18 protein-coding genes are annotated in these 20,752 nt (G+C 38.0%); 8 read left to right on the top strand and 10 right to left on the bottom strand.

The genetic code is table 11. The annotated features are described in order from the left end of the window. Positions 1-47: 47 nt before the first annotated feature. The 3 genes from I6F47_RS03990 to I6F47_RS04000 form a co-directional block, all read right to left on the bottom strand. Positions 48-494: a DUF4826 family protein gene (locus I6F47_RS03990; RefSeq protein ID WP_007580192.1), complete on the bottom strand. Its 447-nt coding sequence runs from the start codon at positions 492-494 to the stop codon at positions 48-50. 117 nt (positions 495-611) lie between these two features. After that, complete coding sequence (locus I6F47_RS03995) at positions 612-2,015, bottom strand: M28 family peptidase (protein WP_197183363.1); 1,404 nt, start codon at positions 2,013-2,015, stop codon at positions 612-614. A gap of 118 nt (positions 2,016-2,133) precedes the next feature. Beyond that, a complete protein-coding gene (locus tag I6F47_RS04000) occupies positions 2,134-2,526 on the bottom strand; it encodes a hypothetical protein (RefSeq protein WP_024589167.1) in 393 nt (130 codons plus the stop codon). A 149-nt stretch (positions 2,527-2,675) separates the two neighbouring features. Here I6F47_RS04000 and I6F47_RS04005 point away from each other — a divergent pair, with 149 nt between their 5' ends. Beyond that, positions 2,676-3,473 (top strand): hypothetical protein, encoded by a 798-nt coding sequence (locus I6F47_RS04005; RefSeq protein WP_197183364.1) that lies wholly within the window; start codon positions 2,676-2,678, stop codon positions 3,471-3,473. 6 nt (positions 3,474-3,479) lie between these two features. On the opposite strand, the gene I6F47_RS04010 is transcribed toward I6F47_RS04005, so the two are convergent. After that, entirely contained in the window at positions 3,480-3,884 is a 405-nt protein-coding gene (locus I6F47_RS04010) for a GFA family protein (RefSeq protein ID WP_197183365.1), read from the bottom strand. A gap of 209 nt (positions 3,885-4,093) precedes the next feature. Between I6F47_RS04010 and I6F47_RS04015 the strand changes: the two genes are divergently transcribed. Together I6F47_RS04015 and I6F47_RS04020 are read left to right on the top strand one after the other, a co-directional pair. Next, positions 4,094-4,930: a hypothetical protein gene (locus I6F47_RS04015; protein WP_197183366.1), complete on the top strand. Its 837-nt coding sequence runs from the start codon at positions 4,094-4,096 to the stop codon at positions 4,928-4,930. A 140-nt stretch (positions 4,931-5,070) separates the two neighbouring features. Continuing rightward, a complete protein-coding gene (locus tag I6F47_RS04020; RefSeq protein ID WP_197183367.1) occupies positions 5,071-6,918 on the top strand; it encodes an ABC transporter ATP-binding protein in 1,848 nt (615 codons plus the stop codon). A gap of 130 nt (positions 6,919-7,048) precedes the next feature. Here I6F47_RS04020 and I6F47_RS04025 read toward each other — a convergent pair whose 3' ends face one another. The 3 genes from I6F47_RS04025 to I6F47_RS04035 all read right to left on the bottom strand — a co-directional run bounded on the left by I6F47_RS04025 (position 7,049) and on the right by I6F47_RS04035 (position 11,377). Continuing rightward, positions 7,049-7,468: an MAPEG family protein gene (locus tag I6F47_RS04025; RefSeq protein ID WP_024589162.1), complete on the bottom strand. Its 420-nt coding sequence runs from the start codon at positions 7,466-7,468 to the stop codon at positions 7,049-7,051. Positions 7,469-7,657: 189 nt separating this feature from the next. Further along, positions 7,658-9,862, bottom strand: coding sequence for a tetratricopeptide repeat-containing diguanylate cyclase (locus tag I6F47_RS04030; protein WP_231609160.1), 2,205 nt, complete (start codon positions 9,860-9,862; stop codon positions 7,658-7,660). Positions 9,863-10,267: 405 nt separating this feature from the next. Beyond that, positions 10,268-11,377: an endonuclease/exonuclease/phosphatase family protein gene (locus tag I6F47_RS04035; RefSeq protein ID WP_197183512.1), complete on the bottom strand. Its 1,110-nt coding sequence runs from the start codon at positions 11,375-11,377 to the stop codon at positions 10,268-10,270. Positions 11,378-11,673: 296 nt separating this feature from the next. On the opposite strand from I6F47_RS04035, the gene I6F47_RS04040 reads away from it, so the two are divergent. The 4 genes from I6F47_RS04040 (at position 11,674) to I6F47_RS04055 (ending at position 17,693) form a co-directional block, all read left to right on the top strand. Next, the gene (locus tag I6F47_RS04040; protein WP_197183369.1) at positions 11,674-13,965 is read left to right on the top strand and encodes a peptidase U32 family protein; all 2,292 of its coding nucleotides are present in this window, start codon (positions 11,674-11,676) and stop codon (positions 13,963-13,965) included. A 13-nt stretch (positions 13,966-13,978) separates the two neighbouring features. Continuing rightward, entirely contained in the window at positions 13,979-14,638 is a 660-nt protein-coding gene (locus I6F47_RS04045; RefSeq protein ID WP_197183370.1) for a glutathione S-transferase, read from the top strand. A gap of 135 nt (positions 14,639-14,773) precedes the next feature. Next, entirely contained in the window at positions 14,774-16,036 is a 1,263-nt protein-coding gene (locus I6F47_RS04050; protein ID WP_197183371.1) for a valine--pyruvate transaminase, read from the top strand. A 457-nt stretch (positions 16,037-16,493) separates the two neighbouring features. Continuing rightward, complete coding sequence (locus I6F47_RS04055; RefSeq protein ID WP_024589155.1) at positions 16,494-17,693, top strand: Nramp family divalent metal transporter; 1,200 nt, start codon at positions 16,494-16,496, stop codon at positions 17,691-17,693. Between the two features lie 103 nt (positions 17,694-17,796). On the opposite strand, the gene I6F47_RS04060 is transcribed toward I6F47_RS04055, so the two are convergent. Further along, positions 17,797-18,249, bottom strand: coding sequence for a hypothetical protein (locus I6F47_RS04060; protein WP_024589154.1), 453 nt, complete (start codon positions 18,247-18,249; stop codon positions 17,797-17,799). On the opposite strand from I6F47_RS04060, the gene I6F47_RS04065 reads away from it, so the two are divergent. Beyond that, positions 18,234-19,424 carry a PQQ-dependent sugar dehydrogenase gene (locus I6F47_RS04065; protein WP_197183372.1) on the top strand — a complete coding sequence of 397 codons (1,191 nt, stop codon included), beginning with the start codon at positions 18,234-18,236 and terminating at the stop codon, positions 19,422-19,424. The two genes, I6F47_RS04060 and I6F47_RS04065, sit on opposite strands and share 16 nt — an antisense overlap. Positions 19,425-19,620: 196 nt before the next feature. Here I6F47_RS04065 and I6F47_RS04070 read toward each other — a convergent pair whose 3' ends face one another. Both I6F47_RS04070 and I6F47_RS04075 read right to left on the bottom strand, forming a co-directional pair. Further along, the gene (locus tag I6F47_RS04070) at positions 19,621-20,052 is read right to left on the bottom strand and encodes a hypothetical protein (RefSeq protein WP_010552631.1); all 432 of its coding nucleotides are present in this window, start codon (positions 20,050-20,052) and stop codon (positions 19,621-19,623) included. Positions 20,053-20,169: 117 nt separating this feature from the next. Next, positions 20,170-20,589, bottom strand: a complete 420-nt coding sequence (locus tag I6F47_RS04075; RefSeq protein ID WP_182681223.1) for a hypothetical protein — start codon at positions 20,587-20,589, stop codon at positions 20,170-20,172. Positions 20,590-20,752 lie beyond the last annotated feature (163 nt).

Raw genomic sequence — 20,752 nt, forward strand, 5'->3', positions numbered from 1 at the left:
TACCGCCCTCCACATTATTATTTTAAACTAAACTTAATTTACCTAAACTACTTGGGTTCATTAGCCCACAGTGGTTCATTATCATACATTTCGTATAAGCCATGTGCTCTATTTATAAGTAAGTTAGCAAAATCTACCTGCGTTTTATCACGCGCGCCTGTACTCATAATTTGATCCGCTTTTAATTGCCACTGCAAAGAAAAATAACGCATTGCATCGCGAGCATCTGTAGCTGCACTTACTTCAGCATGATCTGTAGGTAAGCGCCCTGTTACTACCCAATATGTTTTACCGTTTTGGGCTTTAAATTTCCACATTGCACAAAGTGGTGCTAAAAATCGGCTGTCTTTATCAACTACTGATTTTGGCATAATGCCCTTTTCGGCTAAATGTTTTTGCGCTGCTTGAAAACATTCGCGTTGCCACTGCATTCTTTGCTCATCAGTTATAACTTGCTCTTTTGCTGTTAACGGCTTTTTTTCTTGTTGTTGCATTTTTAATAACCTTTTACTTCTTTTTTAACACTCTAAGGGCTTAGTAAATAAGGTGCAAGTATAAAAAGGTCGTTTGCACCTTAAAGCTCTCTGTTTGCTGTGTTTTTAGCCAAACTATTATTTTATATTGTGATCAAACGAACCTACATCACCCGGAAAAACTACTGGAGACTCAATACCGTCTTTACTAACAGAGGCTACACCAAAGTAATAATTATCAATCACTACGTTTTTAAGTGTGTACTGTGAAACCTTACCAACGTATTTACTAAACTGCCATTGCGGCTCGCTCGTGTAGCGCCAATAAATTTTATAGCCAGCAATATTTTCATCACTGCTTTCTTGCCACGAAAATGAAGTATCAGCTGTAACAGCGCCCTTTATTTTAACTTCTTTTGGCGGTGCGGGTGCCCACGCCATAGACGCCATCGTTACCGCATTAAGTGAAGTTAACTTAGCCGTATAATCAAAATCAACACCTTCAATAGTATCGCCATACTCAACACCATTTTCAGTGCGTAAATCTTGATGCTGACGATCGTAGTGCTCGTTAGTTTCCATAATACGCACTGCTGCAAAACCTGCATCATTAAATGGGCGATGATGCCCACCACGACCAAATCTATCTAATCGATATACAAGCATTGTATCTAAATTAGGAATGTATCTGTCAGCAATAGTATCTATGTAGCGAGCTAAATTACGACTCGCAGAATCGACTTCACCACCTGTAAAGCGCCGAGTATTAGCTTGCTCTTTTGTTTCTACAACACGGGTGCCTTCTGAAAATATACGTGCAGTCGTGTTATTAGTTACCCCATTAATACCGGTAATATTGCCAATCATATCGTTATTTAAAACGCCATGAACTTGCCAGTTATGCTTTTGTGCATAAGCCGTTAATATTTTACCGCCAAACAAACCTTGCTCTTCGCCCGAAAGCGCCGCGTAAACTACCGAACCATTAAATTTGTATTTACTTAAAACACGAGCTGCTTCTATTACTCCTGCCACGCCCGATGCATTATCGTTAGCACCCGGTGAATCACTCGTAAAGTCCATAACATCACTTACACGTGAATCTATATCACCCGACATCATCACCATGCGATTCGGCTCGCTCGACCCACGTTGAATAGCCACTATATTAACCACTTCAACAGGATTAGGAATGCGTTTTTCGCCCGATATAGTGTCCTTTACTTCAATAATTTCCAGACAACCACCACACTGCACAGATATTTTTTCAAATTCTTTTTTTATCCAGCGCCTAGCCGCACCAATACCTCGCGTATCCGATTTAGTCTCTGAAAGCGTATGGCGAGTACCAAAATCCACCAGCGTTTGAATGTCACTACCGATACGGGTAGCCGACACTTCACTTGCTATATCGTGTAACTTTTGTTGGTCGGTATATTGTAATTGCGTTTCACCATGTGCTGATAATGCAAGTGAGCAAGCGCCTGCAATTGCAGTAAATTTGAGTAACGTTGTTGTGATTTTTAAAGGTGTTTTAAGCATCTATTAGCTCCTAATTATTATAGTGTAACCATTACTTAACTAAGATTTTATGGCAATACATTTGAGGTAGATGTAGAAAGGAGCACGCTAAAGCGCAGTTATAGTAATACTTAGAGAGTTAATTGAGTCGTACAATCAACATAATACCGGTCATAGGAATTAACCCAAACATCCACAGCTTTATTCCTAAAATATATTTTTTAAAGCTCCCTTTATTTATACAAGATCTAACTCTACTTCTATAACCGTTAAAATCACCCAAAATTAAAAACACAATTCCAATTACGATTGCGTAAAATAAAGCACCAATAAGTAAAGGGTTTTGCTTAAAAGTACTGATTATTTTATCTAAGTAGTGAATGTCAAACGTCATAGCTAAAAGAAAACTATATACAGTAGATATCATGGCTAACAATGCTGCAGCATTGATGGCCGTATTTTTATTTCTTGAGTCTAATTTTTTCATCCACTGAGCACACACAAAATGAACAGCGCAAATAAATGTTCTCATTTTCAATCCTTGAATAACGTCTAACTAATTAATTGCTAATACAATATTATATTTTGAGGTTAAATTACAAACCTTGTTACACAATAATCTATTAAAAAATGTGTTTTTCGTGGCACACTGTCATTGTTTATATATTAATAGTTTAAGTTATGCGTCAGCTAAAAGAAGATACAGTTAAAAGTAACCTTATTGAGTCGCAGCAAAGTGCATACGGCCCCGTATGCGTGTATCAAAATAAAGAATACCGGTGGTTAACGCTTGCACAAAAAGCCAATGAAGACATTACAATTCAAGGCGTTATGAACCTTATACACCCTGAGCAAGTAATAGTACCGGTAAACCAGTGTATGATGTTATTTTTACTTAAACCGGTAGATACACTAAATATATTAAATCTAGGTTTAGGCACTGCAGGGTTTGAGCGAATTATGTATCACTTGCAAAGTAGTACGCCTTACATAAACACCATCAATACATTTAACACGGTAGAAATAAACCCAAACATTGCCTTAATTGCTGCCCAGCACTTTAAGTTACCAATTAAGCACAGCACCTATTTACAATGCGCCGAACAATATATTACCCAATGCACTGATCACTTTAACGTAATCACTATCGATATTTTTAGTGGTGAATATCACCAGCCTTTTTTAACCAGCGATAGCTTTTGGCAAAATATAAATAGCTGCAGTGAGCAAAATACGCAAGTAATCATTAATTTAAACCCACAAACAGGCCAAGAGCTGCAAATGCTTTTAGTACTTTTAAGGCAACATTTTCAGTGCTTAGCGATAATAGAGTTTAACGAATACAAAAATATAGTGATCATACTAAGCCAGCAAACATTAATGCATATAAACGTTGATGAAATACAAAACTCACCGGTGTTTATAAACTTTGCGCCAGACCTTTATAAAAGTATTAACAGCATTTACCACATTGAATAAAACGCGTTACCGACCAGGTTCATGTTTTTCATAGCACGGTAAGCTTGTTTCTAACTTCTCCCAGTTAGCTTTAGACGTAACAAAATTATGCGATAAAACCTGCTCAGTAATATCGCTATCAAATATTCCTAAACGAATTCGTATTCTGCTTTTGTCATCATTATTGCTACTATAAACCGGCGAGCCACAACATTTACAAAAGTAACGAGTACGCCCTACTTTAAAACTATACTCGCTAAGTAGTGCCTGCCCTTTGCTTATTGTAAAGTCATCTGTATTTACAAAGCCATTGGTTGCAAATGCAGTCCCGCTGTTTTTTCTGCACAGTGAACAATGACAATGGATAATGCTGGTTATACTACCCGACACCTCAACATTTACCTCACCACACAAACACGAACCCGTATACATAAAACGTCCTAATAATTTAAACTCAGCTAAAGCTTGCCGAGCTGATTGAATGCAAAGGTTATATTACATTTTCAAGCTCTATCAAACCATACCTATTGCTTTAATGATTGACATAAAAACATTAAATTGGTTACATAACCTTTACTTTAAAGTTATAGCCAAAACAATAATTGGTTAACCAAAAAACCTAAACTTACTGAGAGCCAATTATGCATTGTAAACACATGTCACTTTTATGTTTGTTAAGCGCGTTAGCGTCGTGTTCAACCATTTCTAAAAACACGTCAAGCGATTGGCTACTTATTGATGACTTTGAAAATTCACTTAGCAAGTGGCAAAGTGTCGATACGCAAAATGAAACTAAGCCACAGGTTAAAAACCCACAAATAACAGTTATACAATCAGAACAAGCAAACTCATCAACAAATCATTATTTACTAAAAAAGCCTGCGGCTGAGAGCATTGTAGGAAATCGTAAAGCGCTTTCTTATACAAAACTTCCACAAGCGGTTGAAGTTGGTCAAACCTACACATTTTATATGCGTATAAACGTGGCTGCTTTTCCTAATAACCATGCTTTTGGATTAAGCAACCTTACGCCAGAGCTAATTAATAAACATGCGTACGATGCGTTTGAACCAACACTTCGCGTAACCGATAAAACAGAATCAAACGGGCTTGTAAACGATGGCGCATTAATGGTTAAAACCGACAGCGGGTATAGCAACATTCAAAACTACACTACCAAACAATCGGCCAAGCCACTGCAAACAAATACCTGGTACGACGTATGGTATGTTGTTAATAACGCAGCAGCCTCAGAGCAAGGTCAGCAATATGATGTTTACGTAAAAGGCGGTGAATTTAGCAAGCAAACACTGGTGTATAAAAATGCACAATTTAGAATGAAGCGCGAACAACCTCTTATATATTTTTTAGCAAACTGTAATACAGGCCCAATTAAAAAACCTTATGGTAATGGTGGTCTCAGATATGACGATTTATATATGAGCAAAGGTACAAACCTAAATAATCCAATGCTATAAAAACAAATAAAGCACTTTTAAAAGTATTAAATTATATTAATAACGCTCTACCATATTCACAATTAATACCTTACAAACCTGCATTTAAAAATACTTAAATGGTATGATAGCCACCATTATTTGCCATTTAAGTTTTTAAAATGTATCGATTATTTGAAAAAATGACAAAAGCATTCCCTGAGGACCAACCCACTCAGCCGCCTTCTACTTTATTTGCTTTTTGCCGTCACTACACCAAAGGAATGGAATTGTCGTTGGTGCTAATGTCAATCAGTGCCGCCATGCTCGCTATTTTAGAAGTCTCTTTATTTAGCTATATGGGGCAGCTTGTTGATTGGTTAACGGCCTACACACCCGAAACCCTATTTGTAGAGCAAAAGTCAGAGCTTATCAAAATGGCTGTAGTGCTATTACTGGTATTGCCCGTAGTCGTATTTTTTCATTCTGCTATTTTGCACCAAGCATTACTGGGCAATTACCCTATGTCGATTCGCTGGTTAGCGCATCGTTATTTACTGCGCCAAAGTGTGAGTTTTTATCAAAATGAGTTTGCAGGAAGAATAGCCACCAAAGTATTGCAAACCTCTTTAGCCGTTCGCGAAACAGTGACCAAACTACTCGATGTATTAATGTATATAGTGGTTTATTTTGGCTCAATGGTATTTTTAGTTGCCGAAGCTGATTGGCGCTTAATGATCCCTTTACTGGTTTGGTTAGTTTTATACATTTGCGTACAGCTTTATTTTGTACCGCGCCTTAAAAGAATTGCCAGCTCACAAGCCGATGCGCGCTCAGAAATGACCGGCCGAATTGTTGACAGCTACACAAATATTTCTACTATTAAATTGTTTTCGTATACCCAGCGTGAAGAGCAATACGCAAAACAAAGCATGGATGTATTTTTACAGCCTGTGTACAAACAAATGCGCTTGGTAACCAGCTTAAACTTTGTTATTCAAAGCTTAAATTATTTATTAGTATTTTCGGTTACCGCTGTATCACTTTATTTATGGTCGCTTAGTGCAATTAGCGCAGGTGCCATTGCAGTTGCTGTTAGTTTAGCGCTTAGATTAAACGGTATGGCGCAATGGATCATGTGGGAAATAAGCAGCTTGTTCGAAAATATTGGCACCGTAGCCGATGGTATGAAAACACTGTCTAACCCTATTGAAGTTGCCGATAAACCAAATGCTGATACGCTTAACGTAAGCCAAGGTGCCATTGAGTTTAACAACGTACACTTTAATTACGGTAAAGCAGCAAACGAGACTAATCGCAGCCCAGTAATGGACGGTTTAAACTTAAACATTAAACCTGGCGAAAAAATTGGTTTAGTCGGCCGCTCTGGTGCAGGTAAATCAACGCTTGTTAACTTATTACTGCGTTTTTACGATACCGACTCAGGAACAATAAAAATTGATGGGCAAAACATCACTGACGTTAGCCAAGAAAGCCTACGCCGCTACATAGCGATGGTTACGCAAGACACTTCCCTGCTTCATCGCTCAGTAAAAGACAATATTTTGTACGGTCGCCCCGATGCAACGCAAGCTGAGATGATCAACGCCACCAAACAAGCTAAAGCACTTGAGTTTATAAACGACTTGGTAGATAGCAAAGGCAACAAAGGCTTTGATGCTCAAGTGGGCGAACGCGGTGTTACTCTTTCGGGCGGTCAGCGCCAACGTATTGCTATTGCACGTGTGCTACTTAAAAATGCACCCATACTTATACTAGACGAAGCCACCAGCGCACTCGACTCTGAAGTAGAAGCGGCAATTCAGGCAAGCCTTGATGACTTAATGACAGGCAAAACAGTAATCGCGATAGCGCATAGGCTCTCAACCATTGCACAAATGGATAGATTAATTGTACTTGATGACGGCGGCGTAGTTGAGCAAGGCACTCATGAAGAACTAATCGCTAAAGGCGGGATTTACGCCGCTCTTTGGACTCACCAAACGGGTGGATTTATAGGCGTCGATTAGCCATTAATATTACCTTACTGTAGACGTGGTTTATATTCTGCTGCTACCTAAACAAAAAAGCGAAGATGCCTTAAAGGCTCTTCGCTTTTTTGTTTAAAGTTATAAATAGAGTTTATAACTTTTTTATAAATTAAAAGATTAGTCTTAACCCTATCATTATCAGCATAACCACATTAGCAAGCACACCAATTAAAAAGAAGTAACTACGTGGGCTTGGGTTTTTCTCTGTTGCTATAGCGTAGTACAGCGCCATGTGAATTAAACGCGCAATTAAGTACACCCAAATACACATTGCAAAAATCGGGCTTTGATAATTAATTACAAACGCAAATAACACCGTACCTATAAATAATGCGCTGTTTTCAAGCGTATTATGAAACGTACGATGCGCTCTAAATATAAAGCTATCGTGCGATAAATCCTCGTCAATTTTACCTGGCACAGCATTTGGCTCTTTAGCTTTGCTAAACGTAGCCACAGCCCACTGTACAAGCAACATAATTAAATAGAGGTAAAAAGCCAAATAGGCCGAAAGTGCAACTTCAGTCATTACTAAATCCCTTATTTTGTTTTTTAACTTAGTTTAGAATGCAATTTTAAAGCCTAAGTTAATACACTGATATTTAAAGGGTTAATTTAATAAGCCTGATTACATGTGTAAGTAACTCACGACGTTGTATAAAGTTTACTTGTTATGATTTTAAAAATAACATCAAAACTGAGCTGTATACTGCTAGGTTTACTCCGATCTAAAAAGCTTAAACTCTTCAAACGCACAATCCCACAACACAACTTGATTACGACCCAAAGACTTAGCCTCATAAAGTGCTAAATCGGCCTGTTCAATTAACTCAGAAGGTGTTCTGGCTTTAAATTTAATAGACGTAACCCCAAAACTACACGTAACAGGAATATCATCAAATATCGCTTTTTCTACTTTAATACGAATAGCCTCAGCAATACGTATTGCTTGCTCTTGAGTCGTATTGGGTAAAATAATACAAAATTCTTCGCCACCAAAACGGGCAACGCTATCGCTCGTACGTATATTGGCTTGTAAAAGACTGGCAACACCACAAAGTACGGTGTCTCCAATGCTGTGCCCATAAGTATCGTTAACACTTTTAAAATGGTCAATATCGACCATTAAAATACAATATTCTTCAATCTGAGGTAAATCCAAAAAGTCGCGATTCATAATCTCAAATAAAATGCGGCGGTTATAACAATTGGTTAAAGGGTCTCGCGCGGCCAAATAGTCTAACTCTTCATTACGTTTTTTAGAGGCAATAAAGCTTCGATAAACCAATAAAACAATAGCTAAACAAGCGGCTAATAAAAATGCGAGCGCAATACTCGCGTATTTGTTTTTTGCAAGCTCTAGCTCTGATATAACCCTAGCTTGGCCTGATATTTCAATTTCATTGTTTTTCTTTTCAAGCTCAAGTTGATGGAGTTTTTCTTTTTCTCTTAACGTTTCCAGCTCTATTTCCATTTTGTGAGAATGCAAATGTGCTTTTTCAAGAGCAAGCTTACTTTCGTCTCTTTCGTATTGAATGATTCCGGTCAGGGCTATTTCTTCTTCCGCGTAACGTAGTGATTCATTTATTCGTCCACGCTGTTTTTCTGCTATTCGAATTTCACGATAAGCGTATAGCATATGTAACTTATCATCTATTTCGGTTGATAAAGCGAGTGACCTTTTTAGTAAAGAAATCGCCTCATTTGTATCAATACCAATTAAAATCGCCGCAAGCGCTGTTAGCGACTTTATCTCATAAAGCTTACTGCCCGTTTCTCTGGCGAACGACAACGACTCTTTGTAATACTCTATAGCCTTGTTTTTATTCCCTTGGGCACGATAAATATTAGCAATAATACGCGCTGTTATAGAAATGTAGGATGTAAGATTTTTGGTTTTATAAGTTACGTAAGCTTTCTGAGCAAATTTCATCGCTGATTCTAAGTCGCCAGACTCATAGTTAATAACAGCCATTTCTCTTAAGGCCGACGCGAGCGTTTTTTCCTCGACCACACCTTTTGGTAAATCAATGGTTATTTGATAGAAAATCTCGGCCTGATCAAACTGCTTTAATCGTGTGTATAGCAGCCCCATTTGATTGGATGTTTTAGCAATCCCAAGCACGTTATTTACTTTTTTATAATATAAATATGCCTCATTTATATGCTTAAGTGATTTTTCATAAAGGTTGATATGGCGATAAATAATACCAGCACCTAATAATGCTTTAGCTAAGCCCACAGGATCGTCAATGTCTTTATGTATTTCTAATGCACGAGTGGAGTAATCAAGGGCTAAAACTAAGTTGTCTAAATAGCGCTGCGCTTCTGCTAGTGTATTTAATGTACGCGCCATCAACTTTAAATCATCTAAATTAGTATATATCTCTAAAGCTTTGGTATAAAAATGAGCTGTTTGCTCTCTATTTTCAAGGCGCTTATACGACTGAGCTAATTTTTTATACGTTTCACCTAACTGTTTTTGTATTTGTTCGTCTTTATTTACAAGGTATTTTAAAGCAGATGAATATTGCGTGATCGCGTCATTGTATTTTTTTTGTTCATAAAACGAATCCCCCTTTGTTAGGAGTACTTGTGCTATAAAAAACTCATCGCCATACACAAGCGTTGTTGGTAATAAAGTTTCAATGCGGTTAGCAAGTTCGTCATAACGTTTTTCATCTGATAATATTTTTATATAATTAATAGACGCCTTTATTTGGTTGCGTGGATCATTTAATTTACTGTAATAAGCCGAGGATTGTGAAAAGTGATGAAGCGATTCATTAATATTGTTATTTTTTTTATTCGCTTTACCTAATAAGTTATGTAATTTTGCGCTGAGTAACGTGTCATCAGCACTTTGCGCTTGTAACAACAACGCCTTACTTAGTTCGATACTTGTTATAACGTCAGTATCCATAAGTAATTCGGCTCTTTTTAGCAGCCCTGTATTAGATTCATTGATTAAACTGTATGAGGTAGTTTCTTGCGCGTAAGCGCTACTTAAACTAATAAACAAAGCAAAAAGCAAAGCTTTCACTAACAATTTAGAATTATAAATTCGATTTACGAAGAAAGTGTGTACTTGCGAAGTTAAGTCCATCTTTCGCGTGTGATACGAGTAAGTGTAAAATTCCATATTTACCATTTTAGTGATTTGTTATTAATTTAATGCAAAAATTCTGGCGATAAAATATACACATAAAGACTGCAGGTCAAGTTTCGCTGCAATATGGGTAGTTTATGATTTTAGCATAATTATGCATATTGCAGCTTAATTCTTTTTTAGCTTAATCGTACGCTGTAAGTTATTAAATGAGAAAACCTAGCTTCTTAGTTTAAGGGTAACCAATACAACACCGTGGTCGGTAGTTAAATCATCACGCTCATACTCGGGGTTTATTAAGTGCCTGTCGTAAGTGTTATAACCACTGACTTCAAAAAAGCTGTCATCGTAACTAGCGTCAAACTCACACGACAATAAAATGTAATCAAGCACAGAGCTGCTCGCGCCATAATAATGTGTTGACCGCCTTAACGGTGCTGGCTTTGTTATGTTTATATTTTTTACTTGGCTTTTATCCGCTGAATCAACAATCTCGCTGTTACTGCTATCACAATCACTTTGTACATCGTTTGTTATTGCTTCATCGCTAGAAACCTCATCAATACTTAGCTGCGACTTAACAAACAAATCCCATGAATCATTTAAACAATATTTTGCTAAGTAGGTTTTAGCGTCAAACGCAGGTGCAAAGCGCAGCGTACTCGTCAGTAAATGGCTTAATACGCCATCCGCTAGTTCATTATTAAAGTCCCCCATTAATAGCATGGGTTGTTGCGTAGCTTCGCGGCGAGTAATCATTTGTATCATTAGCAATGTAGCTTCACTGCCACGCTGAATAGTTGAGCCCCAACCACCCGCTACATTCGCTTTTAAAATCTCAATTATGTTTTGCTCGGGCGTAAGCTCTTTATTATGCTCATCAACATTAATCATCGGGCGCTTAGATTTAAAATGCACCACATAACAATCAGTATTGCCTATGTGCGGTAAAGTAACGGTCGCTCTCAATACCTTACGACTAAAAGTAAACTCACTATTAAGGCCAAGCGTACTTGCAAGCTCACTATCGTGTTCAACCGCTGCTACCTCAACTATGGGATATTTAGAGGCAATTGCTACCACGGGACGTTTATAAATAAAATCATCAATCACCTCTGGTGTATCTACCACCGCAAAGTAATTATAGCCTTGCTCAGCAACTAGCTCTTTTAACGAATCAATACTAAACACTTCCTGAAAACCAATCACATCAGGGGCATGATCTGTTAAGTAATCAACAATCCAACGCTGCTTTTTAGCCCACTGCTGCGCGGTATAAATTTTCTCAAACTCATAATATGCATTGGGTGGCTCAAGATAGTTAAACAGGTTAAATGTTGCTATTTTTAGTTGGGTGTTAATAATTACAGATTCATCACGGTTTAAATCTGTATCTAACTGTTTAAGATCTTGATTACTGATGGGTATCGCCTAAGTAAAGTTGAAAGTGTTGCTTGCTTATAAACTATCATTTTATTACATGTTTACGTAATAAATCAGCCTGCTTAATTGTAATTTTATACACTCTTTTATTTTAGTCTTTATTATATCCCTCAATAAATAGCATTAACGTGCTTAACCAGATAAAATTCGCGGCAATTAAATATGAGCACAGTGAAGTTGTCATGAGTAGAAAGATTGAACTATTAGCCCCAGGCGGTGATGTAAACGCGGTAAAAGCCGCCATTGTAGCCGGTGCTAATGCGGTTTATTGTGGGTTAGATACCTTTAATGCACGTAACCGAGCGTCTAATCTTTCGTTTGATGAGCTTAACGGCGCACTTCGCCTAGCCCATGAATACGGCTGTGAGATTTTTTTAACGCTAAACGTAGTTATATTAGAGCACGAAATGGGTGCGCTATTTAAGCTATTAAATCAGCTAGTAAATACCACGCTCGACGGTATTATTGTGCAAGATTTAGGGTTATTCAATATAGTTAAAAAGCACTTCCCTACTTTACATATTCACGCATCAACGCAGTTAACTACGCATAACGAATCACAGGTTGAATTTTTAGCGCGCATTGGCGCTACACGTGTAAATTTATCACGCGAGCTTAACTTAACTGAAATTAAAATACTGACCGACGTAGCGCATAAGTGCGACGTATTAACCGAAGTATTTGTGCACGGCGCATTATGTATTGCGTTTTCAGGGCAATGTTATTCAAGCTCAGTAAGTGTGGGTAACTCGGGAAATCGTGGTCGCTGCTCGCAAGCCTGTCGTGATGAATACGAGCCAACGGCGATGGGTAACAAACATCCGTTAAACTTAAAAGACAATTCAGCTTATTTTGATTTACCAGAGCTTGTAGCCGCAGGTGTTGATTCGTTAAAGGTAGAAGGCCGTATTAAAGGCGCTAACTACGTACATACGGTTATTGATAGCTGGCGCAAACAAATAGACACGTTTGTGCAAACCGGTAACCTAATTGAAGATGATTCAAGCTTATATAAAGTGTTTAACCGTAACTTTACTAATAAGTTTTTAACCGGCGACATGACCAAAAATATGTTTACCGACAATCCGCGAGACCATAGCTTTGATCACGCTAACGAAAAAAACAACGCGATTTCGGTAGTGCAAATTTACGATGCGCAACAAGAGCTTTCTACCCAAAAAAGTGAAATTGATTCGTTAGTTAAAAAGAAAATTGAGTTTTTAGATATTTCAAAACGCGAGCTTTCATTAGAATTTACAGGGCAATTAAATCAGCCATTCACTGTAAACATAATTATTGAAGATAAAAACGATATTACGCTTTCAAATAAAAACGCAAAAGAACCTCTACGCTTTGAAGTTCAATCGCAAATGGTTATGCATACCGCTGATAAATCAGTTGTTGATATTGCAGCCATTGATAAGCGCTTTAAAACGTTTAGTAATGCCAATTTTGAAATTAAAAATATGGATTACACAAACCTCGGCGACAACTTAAGCATTCCGTTTAAAGAGCTAGCGCGTATTAAAAAGCAAGTCGCTTTTTTATTAAACGAAGGGAAAGACGTTATAGCGCCAGTTGAATTACCTAAACTAGTGAATCACGAAAAAGCCGAAAATATAACTACACTTTCTATTTTAATATCGGACATAAAAGACGCTCACTTATGTAATTTAACAGATGGTGACGTTTACTTTAAATTACCTGAGAGCTTTAGAACCGATAACGATAAATACATAAATGTATTTTTAGAACATCCGCAGTTAATTCCGTGGTTTCCAGCTGTACTAATTGGTAAAGATTTTGAAGAAGCTGTACGTTTACTCGAGGTTGTAAAACCTAAACTTATTATTAGTAATAACACAGGCGTAGCATACAAAGCAGTGCAAATGGGTATTGACTGGATTGCAGGCCCGTTACTAAACACCACAAACTCTTATGCGTTATTAACGCTACAAGAGGATTTAAATGCTAAAGGCGCGTTTATTTCAAATGAAATAAACAAGCAGCAAATGCGCAGTATTAAACGCCCTAACAACTTTAAAATGATGTACAGCATTTATCATCCAATACTAATGATGACCAGCCGACAATGCTTTTTCCAGCAAACCGTAGGCTGTAAAAAACCACGTATTGATGCCAGCTGTATGCTGAGCTGTAAAAAGGAAACAACCGTTACCAATGTTAAAGGCATTAGCTTTGCCATTGATAAACAAAAAGGCGGCTACCCGAGCATTTATAACCACGAGCAATTTTTAAATATGGATATTGTGACTGATTACGCTGACAAGTTTGACGAGTTTATGATTGATTTAACCGACATTGGCTCAGGCGATAAAGAAAAACTCGATAAAGCCGTGTTACTTGCGCATTTTCAAGATTTAATTAGCGGGCAAACACAAGCAGCTGATCAGTTAAATCACATGGTGAAAGTAAAAACACGTCAGCAATATGTTGAAGGCTTAAACAGCTAAGGTAAGTATTAAAATGACATTGCCATTATTATATTCATTACAACACTGCCCATACGCAATGCGTGCACGAATGGGTATTTTAATGGCAGAGCAACACGTGCTTCTACGCGCTATAAAAACTAAAAATAAGCCACCGCATCTTTTGCAAATATCACCTAAAGGCACGGTGCCTGTTTTATTACTGCCGAATAATCAAGTTATAGATGAAAGCCTAGACATTATGCTGTGGGCTTTAAAGCAAAACGATCCGCATAATTTACTGCATACTCGAGACCCATTAGCACTTGAGCGCATGCTTGAATTAATTAAGCTAAACGACACGCAATTTAAACCGGTGCTCGAAAAGTACAAATTTTATGCTCGCACAAAAGACATGGCACAAATTTATTACCAAAAAGCCTGTGAAGAGTTTATTAAGCAATTTGAAGCAAAACTAACCACACATAAATACTTAATGGGCGATGAAAAAAGTCTAGCCGATTATGCTCTGCTGCCATTTATTAGACAGTTTGCCCGCGTAGATAAACACTGGTACTTACAAAGTGAATACACGCATGTAAGCGCATGGTTAAACGAGTTTTTGCACGCCCCCATGTTTACCAAAGTTATGACCAAATTTGATTTGTATATGGACTGCGGCGAAGAGTTTTTATACGGCGTTAAAAAATCTTAACTTAGCCTTTGTTTTATAGAAATTACATTGTCATAGCTAGCTACAAAGCTAAGCATTGAATTATTCTCATCATCGAATTTAAGCCCTTTATTTACGCTATAATGCCCTCCCCATTACTAACAAACGCTATGCATTATGAACTACTCAAACTTTGGCACTAAATTCACACAACCCAACGGCATTACTCAGTTAATGGAAGATTTAGGCGGTGCTAAAAACAGCAATAATCCTAATATTGTTATGCTCGGTGGCGGTAACCCCGCACTAGTACCACAAGTAAATGAGGTTTTTTTAAGTGAATTACAAAAACTCGTTGCCAGTAACAAGGTATCGCAAGTATTTGGCCTTTACGATGGCCCTACCGGTAACGACGAGTTTAGAGCTGCATTAGCAGGCCAGCTAAGTAAAGAGTATGCATGGGATATTAGCGCCGATAACATAGCACTTGGTAATGGCAGTCAAGCTAACTTTTTTGTGCTGTTTAATATGTTGGCAGGCGAAATGCCTGATGGCAGCCGCAAAAAGATTTTATTTCCCCTTGCGCCAGAGTATATAGGTTATGCCGATCAAGGTTTATCGGCTGATATGTTTGTTGCCATAAAGCCTGATATCGAAATTTTAAATACAGGCAGCACATCAAAACAGTTTAAATACGTCATTGATTTTAAAGCAGTTGAAAAAACACTAGCAAACGACAGCAGCATAAGCGCACTGTGCGTATCACGCCCTACCAATCCAACAGGTAATGTAATTACCGACGATGAAGTAAAACACCTTGATTTGCTTGCTAAGCAATATGGTATTCCACTCATTATTGATAACGCGTACGGCGATCCGTTCCCAGGTTGTATTTACACCGACGCAAACCTAACGTGGAACTCAAACATTATTTTATGTATGTCACTTTCAAAACTTGGCCTACCAGGTTTACGCAGCGGTATTGTGGTTGCAAACAATGAGATTATTAAAGCAATTGGCCGCGTAAATGGCAGTATGGTTTTATCGCCAAATAGTATTGGCCCAAGCTTAGTGACACGCTTAATTAACGACAACGAACTACTGCCACTGTGCCGCAATGTTGTACTGCCTTTTTATCGTAATAAAGCACACATAGCGATTGAATTGTTTGATGAAGTATTTGCCGAACTGCCTGTTTATTTGCACAAAGTTGAAGGCGCATTTTTTATGTGGCTGTGGTTTAAAGATGCAAAAATGACAAGCGAGGTGTTGTATCAAAAGCTTAAAGAGCAAGACGTGTATGTGATCCCAGGTCACAACTTTTTTATCGGCATTGACGATAGCTGGGCGCACAAGCACGAGTGTATTCGTATTAACTATGCTACCGATGCAGATACCCTAAAAAAAGGCTTAGAAGCGATTAAAAACCTAATAAAGTAAATATACTGATGCCGATATTAATATCGGCATCAGTCATTTAACTCGCTTATATATTCGTTTAAAATTCATGTAAACGCACTGTATCCCCTTTAAATTTATATACAAGTTGGTATCCTACTCGACCTTTTTTAATAGTAATTCGCTTAATTAAGTGATCTATTCTGAGGTGAGAAAATCGTGTCGATAACCAGGCAAAAATTTCGTTATTTAGTTGTTCTATATCAGAAATTTTTAACGCAGTTAGCGTCAGATTTAATCCCTCAAATTGATTAAGTATTATTGCGGATTGGTATAACATATGCTTATTAAAAAAGAACCAGCCAAGGGGCGATTATCGCTGCAGGGCACTTAATTAAAGTGGCAGCAATAACACTACAGGCATCGCGTATAAATATTGGTTTTAAACGTTAGATGTAACTTTAAATAGCAACATGCAATAACACTATTAAGGTCAATTATGCGATTAGGACCAGGACTACTTGTCACCGCTGCCTTCATTGGACCAGGGACCATTACTACCGCCAGCGTGGCAGGTGCAAACTTTGGTTTTGCACTTATATGGACATTACTGTTTTCAGTAGTTGCCACTATATTATTACAATCTATGGCGGCGCGCCTTGGCGTTGCTACCGGGCAAGATTTAGCTCAAGCGCTCAGAGCACATATTCAAACGCCCTTATTTAAATCTTTAGCTATATTTTTAGTCATTAGCGCCATTGGTGTGGGCAGTGCAGCTTATGAAGCGGGTAACTTAAGTGGCGCTAGCATGGGGTTAATTGAAATATTCCCACAAGTTAACTCCCAACTATGGACACCACTTATTGCTTTTTTAAGTGCAGCTTTACTGTATAGCGGTAAACATAAAGTGGTTGAAAACGCGCTAATTTTACTCGTTATTTTAATGAGCTTAGTGTTTATCTCAACACTTGTAATGGCAGCCCCTTCACTGGGTGATGTATTTGCAGGTTTTATTCCTAGTATGCCTGAGGGTTCGATTACAACCATACTCGCTTTAGTTGGCACTACCATTGTGCCGTATAACTTATTTTTACACTCCGGCGTACTCGCTGCTAGACACGACAGTAACAGCGATATGCAAAAAGTGATTAAACAAACAAATGTTGATACAAGCCTATCAATCACTTTAGGCGGTGTGATCACTTTAGCTATTTTATCTACAGCTTCAGTTGCATTTTATGGCACCGATGCGGGGCAAATTAGTGCGGCCAATATGGCCGTGCAGCTAGAGCCATTGCTTGGTGACGCCGCTCATTACTTTTTTGCTATTGGTTTATTTGCTGCAGGTTTAACAAGTGCTATTACAGCGCCACTTGCAGGTGCTTACGCCGTGTGTGGCATGTTAGGTTGGTCAAACGATATGGGTAACTCACGTTTTAAAGGCGTTGCTATTGTTATTTTATTGTTTGGTGCTGCGGTGGCGTCACTCGGTTTAGACCCTGTCGCGGTGATTATATTCGCGCAAGCGGCTAACGGGTTATTACTCCCTATTGTTAGCACCTACCTTGTATGGCTGGTTAATCAAAAAGGGGTTATGGGAAACTACACTAACTCTTTGGTGTTAAACCTGGTAACCCTACCCGTTTTAATCCTAATTTTTGGGCTAAGTAGCTACAAACTAATTAGTTTAATTTTTTAATTAAATTCTAAAGGTCATATTCAAAGGCCCCTGTTTACAATATACAGCGGCCTTTATTTATTAAACACTAAATAACGTATAAGCCGTATTTATATTCACACAGCTAACACGCTTTTTGGGTTTTAGTTGCCTTAACTAATTGCGAAAACGCCAAACCACCTACCGCGCCTGCAAGCAGTTGAGCATAAAAACCCCAGCCTCTTGCGCCCGCTATAATATGAATATTCATAATTGATTCAATGGCAATTAACACAATAGTAAATGCCACAATGCCCGCAATTACAAATAGCTGAGTACTGTATTTTTGAACCTTTTTATTAAGCTTTACGGTAACAAAAAAAGCGATGGCAAGTGCTACGGCAATAATAGCGCCGTAGGTAGGTAATAGGCCTAACCAATCATCAAGCGTTAAACTAACGCGATCACTAAAGCCCACCACTACACCTACATTAACTAATTGATTGACAACGTATTGGCTATGAAACAAGCTAGCAAGTGTGAATGTAAGTAACCAAGAAACTAAAAATGAAGGCAATATACGTGTTAAAAACGACATGGTTATCTCAACTTAAAATAAAGCTTTTCTCTTATACTAGTTATGCTAGCAAAGGCTTGCTCCGTAAACAATGTATCTCTTTTTTTACTTTGCTTTCGCTTTTTTCGTTTTCTGTTAATGCAGATGCTACGTTACCAAAGGAGCAATACAGTACAAAAACACTGGCTACGCAATTACAGTCTCCGTGGAGCATGGTTGAACTACCAAACGGCACATGGTTAATTACAGAGCGTGATGGTCACGTAGTTATAGTTAAAAACAATGTGCAATCAAGAGTAAAATTAAACCTAACAGGTTTATACGTTGCAGGCCAAGGTGGTTTACTCGACATTGTATTATCACCAGATTATAACAACTCCAAAGAAATTATTTTTACTTATGCCCAAGGTGATGCAAGCGAAAACAGGCTTGTTGTTGCCAAAGCCACGTTTAATGGCGCTGACTTTTCAAAGCCTAACGTTATTTATAAAGTAGCGACTGATAAAAACACACCGCAACATTACGCAGGACGCGCCCTTGTCCTACCCGACAATACGTTATTAATTTCAACGGGCGATGGGTTTGACTTTAGAGAGCAAGCACAAGTTATCACCAGCCAACTTGGTAAAATATTACGTATAAACCTAGATGGTACCATTCCAACAGATAACCCATTTATTAATCACAAAAACCTAAGTGCACATGCTGTTTACTCACTTGGTCATCGTAACCCTCAAGGCTTGGTTTATGATTACGATACGCAGCAAATTGTTAGCCACGAGCACGGCCCTGCAGGCGGTGACGAGCTAAACTACTTAACCGCTGGGACTAATTACGGCTGGCCGGTAATCACCTATGGCAAAGATTACTCGCAAGCGCGTATTTCACCCTTTACCGAATATAAAGGCATGCAAAAACCAAGTGTTAATTGGACGCCATCAATAGCGCCGTCAGGCATGGCGTATTACGGCTCTAAACATGCAGCTTTTCCCTCGTTACAACAACATGTGCTTATCACTACTCTTGTTGATAAAAAGCTCTACAGCGTTAATCTGGTAAGTGGTGAATTTACCCAGTCTCACATATTTCCTAAGGCCGCAGGCAGGTTGAGAGATGTGTTTATAACTAATAAGGGTAACGTCGCAGTATTAACAGACGGTAAAGAGGCAAAGCTAATGTTGATGACAGCAAACTAATTCATAAAGCAAATAAAAGCCGCTGCGCTTTAAAAGTAAGTAGCGGCTTTAAATAAGCCACTTTGGTTAATTAAGTAATTTGATTTGTAAGATCAGGGTTTAACCCCTTTAGTTTTAAGATTAAAGTGAGCGTCTTTATTATGTTATTAATAACGTTCTTGTCTCCAATTGCCTTTGCATATACTTACTGTGCTTGTTATTTACCCGATTCTAATTGCTGTCTCAATAATTCAATAAGTTGAGTGTTAAGCCCGGTAATTTCGGCTTCTAGCACTTTCACTTTAGCCTGCGACTCTTCATCATCTTTACTGCGTAATAATGCAGTTTCCTGTAATAGTTTTTCTATCTTTTCTTGTATTTCAGCAATCTGTTCATCAATAGGATCTTCTTCAGATTGTGATGCCTGACTTGCATCTTCATTGCCTGATAATTTACGTAACGCTTCACGATTTTGATCTTCCAGACTTTTTTCTTTTCCTTCTTCGGATATATCTACTTGGTCACTTTGAACCGCTGCTTTGTGCACAGTCGCTTTTTCGGTTACTTCATCGGCTACCACCTTTAAAATTTGTTTTTGCGGGTAAGTTTCTAAAGGTTTAGAGGTTATGTGAACTGACATTTTATCCATTTTAATATTCCTTGTTCCGTCAATTATTGGTGAGAAGTAGTTAACTATAAATATAATGCTTTACCAAAAGCCAATTGTAATAGCCCTTGTTTGATTCTTTATTAGATTACACTTTACTCACAAGCTTGCCCATTGCTGTTTTAAACCAACAAGGTGAACAATACCAAAAGATAAACAAATAATAGAACTCCAAACCCAAAATTCAGGCGAACGCCCCATAGGGTTATTTATTAGAAAGAATCCAGTAATCCCACGAGCTAAATAAATAAAAGTTATTAATACAAGAGCTAGGCGGATGAATGGAAGTTTAAAAATAACACCTGCGGCTGAAAATGCATACAATGACCAAGTTGATAGAATCAGAACAATTACACTAGTAATAAGAGTTGGTTTAATACTTCCTTGCTCAGAAAGTAATGCCATTTGCTCTCCTGCACCGAAGAACCGATACCAAGAACCTCCAAAATAGATACAACCCAAATGCAAAGTTGCTACAACAGCACTTAATGTACCTGCAATTATTAGAAAAACATTCATAGAGCGATAAAACCTCCGTGAGACATAACGAACCTGTAAATTAACTGGTTTATTTATCTTGATAAACAAACCATAGCCGGGTTTCTACCTGGGTACAATCGATTGTTGAATGTTTACGCGTGATATCAAAGCTCGCATTAAACTAGACAGCCACTCCAATTGT

The organism is Pseudoalteromonas sp. NZS37, assembly GCF_015864265.1.
Classification (GTDB): domain Bacteria; phylum Pseudomonadota; class Gammaproteobacteria; order Enterobacterales; family Alteromonadaceae; genus Pseudoalteromonas; species Pseudoalteromonas arctica.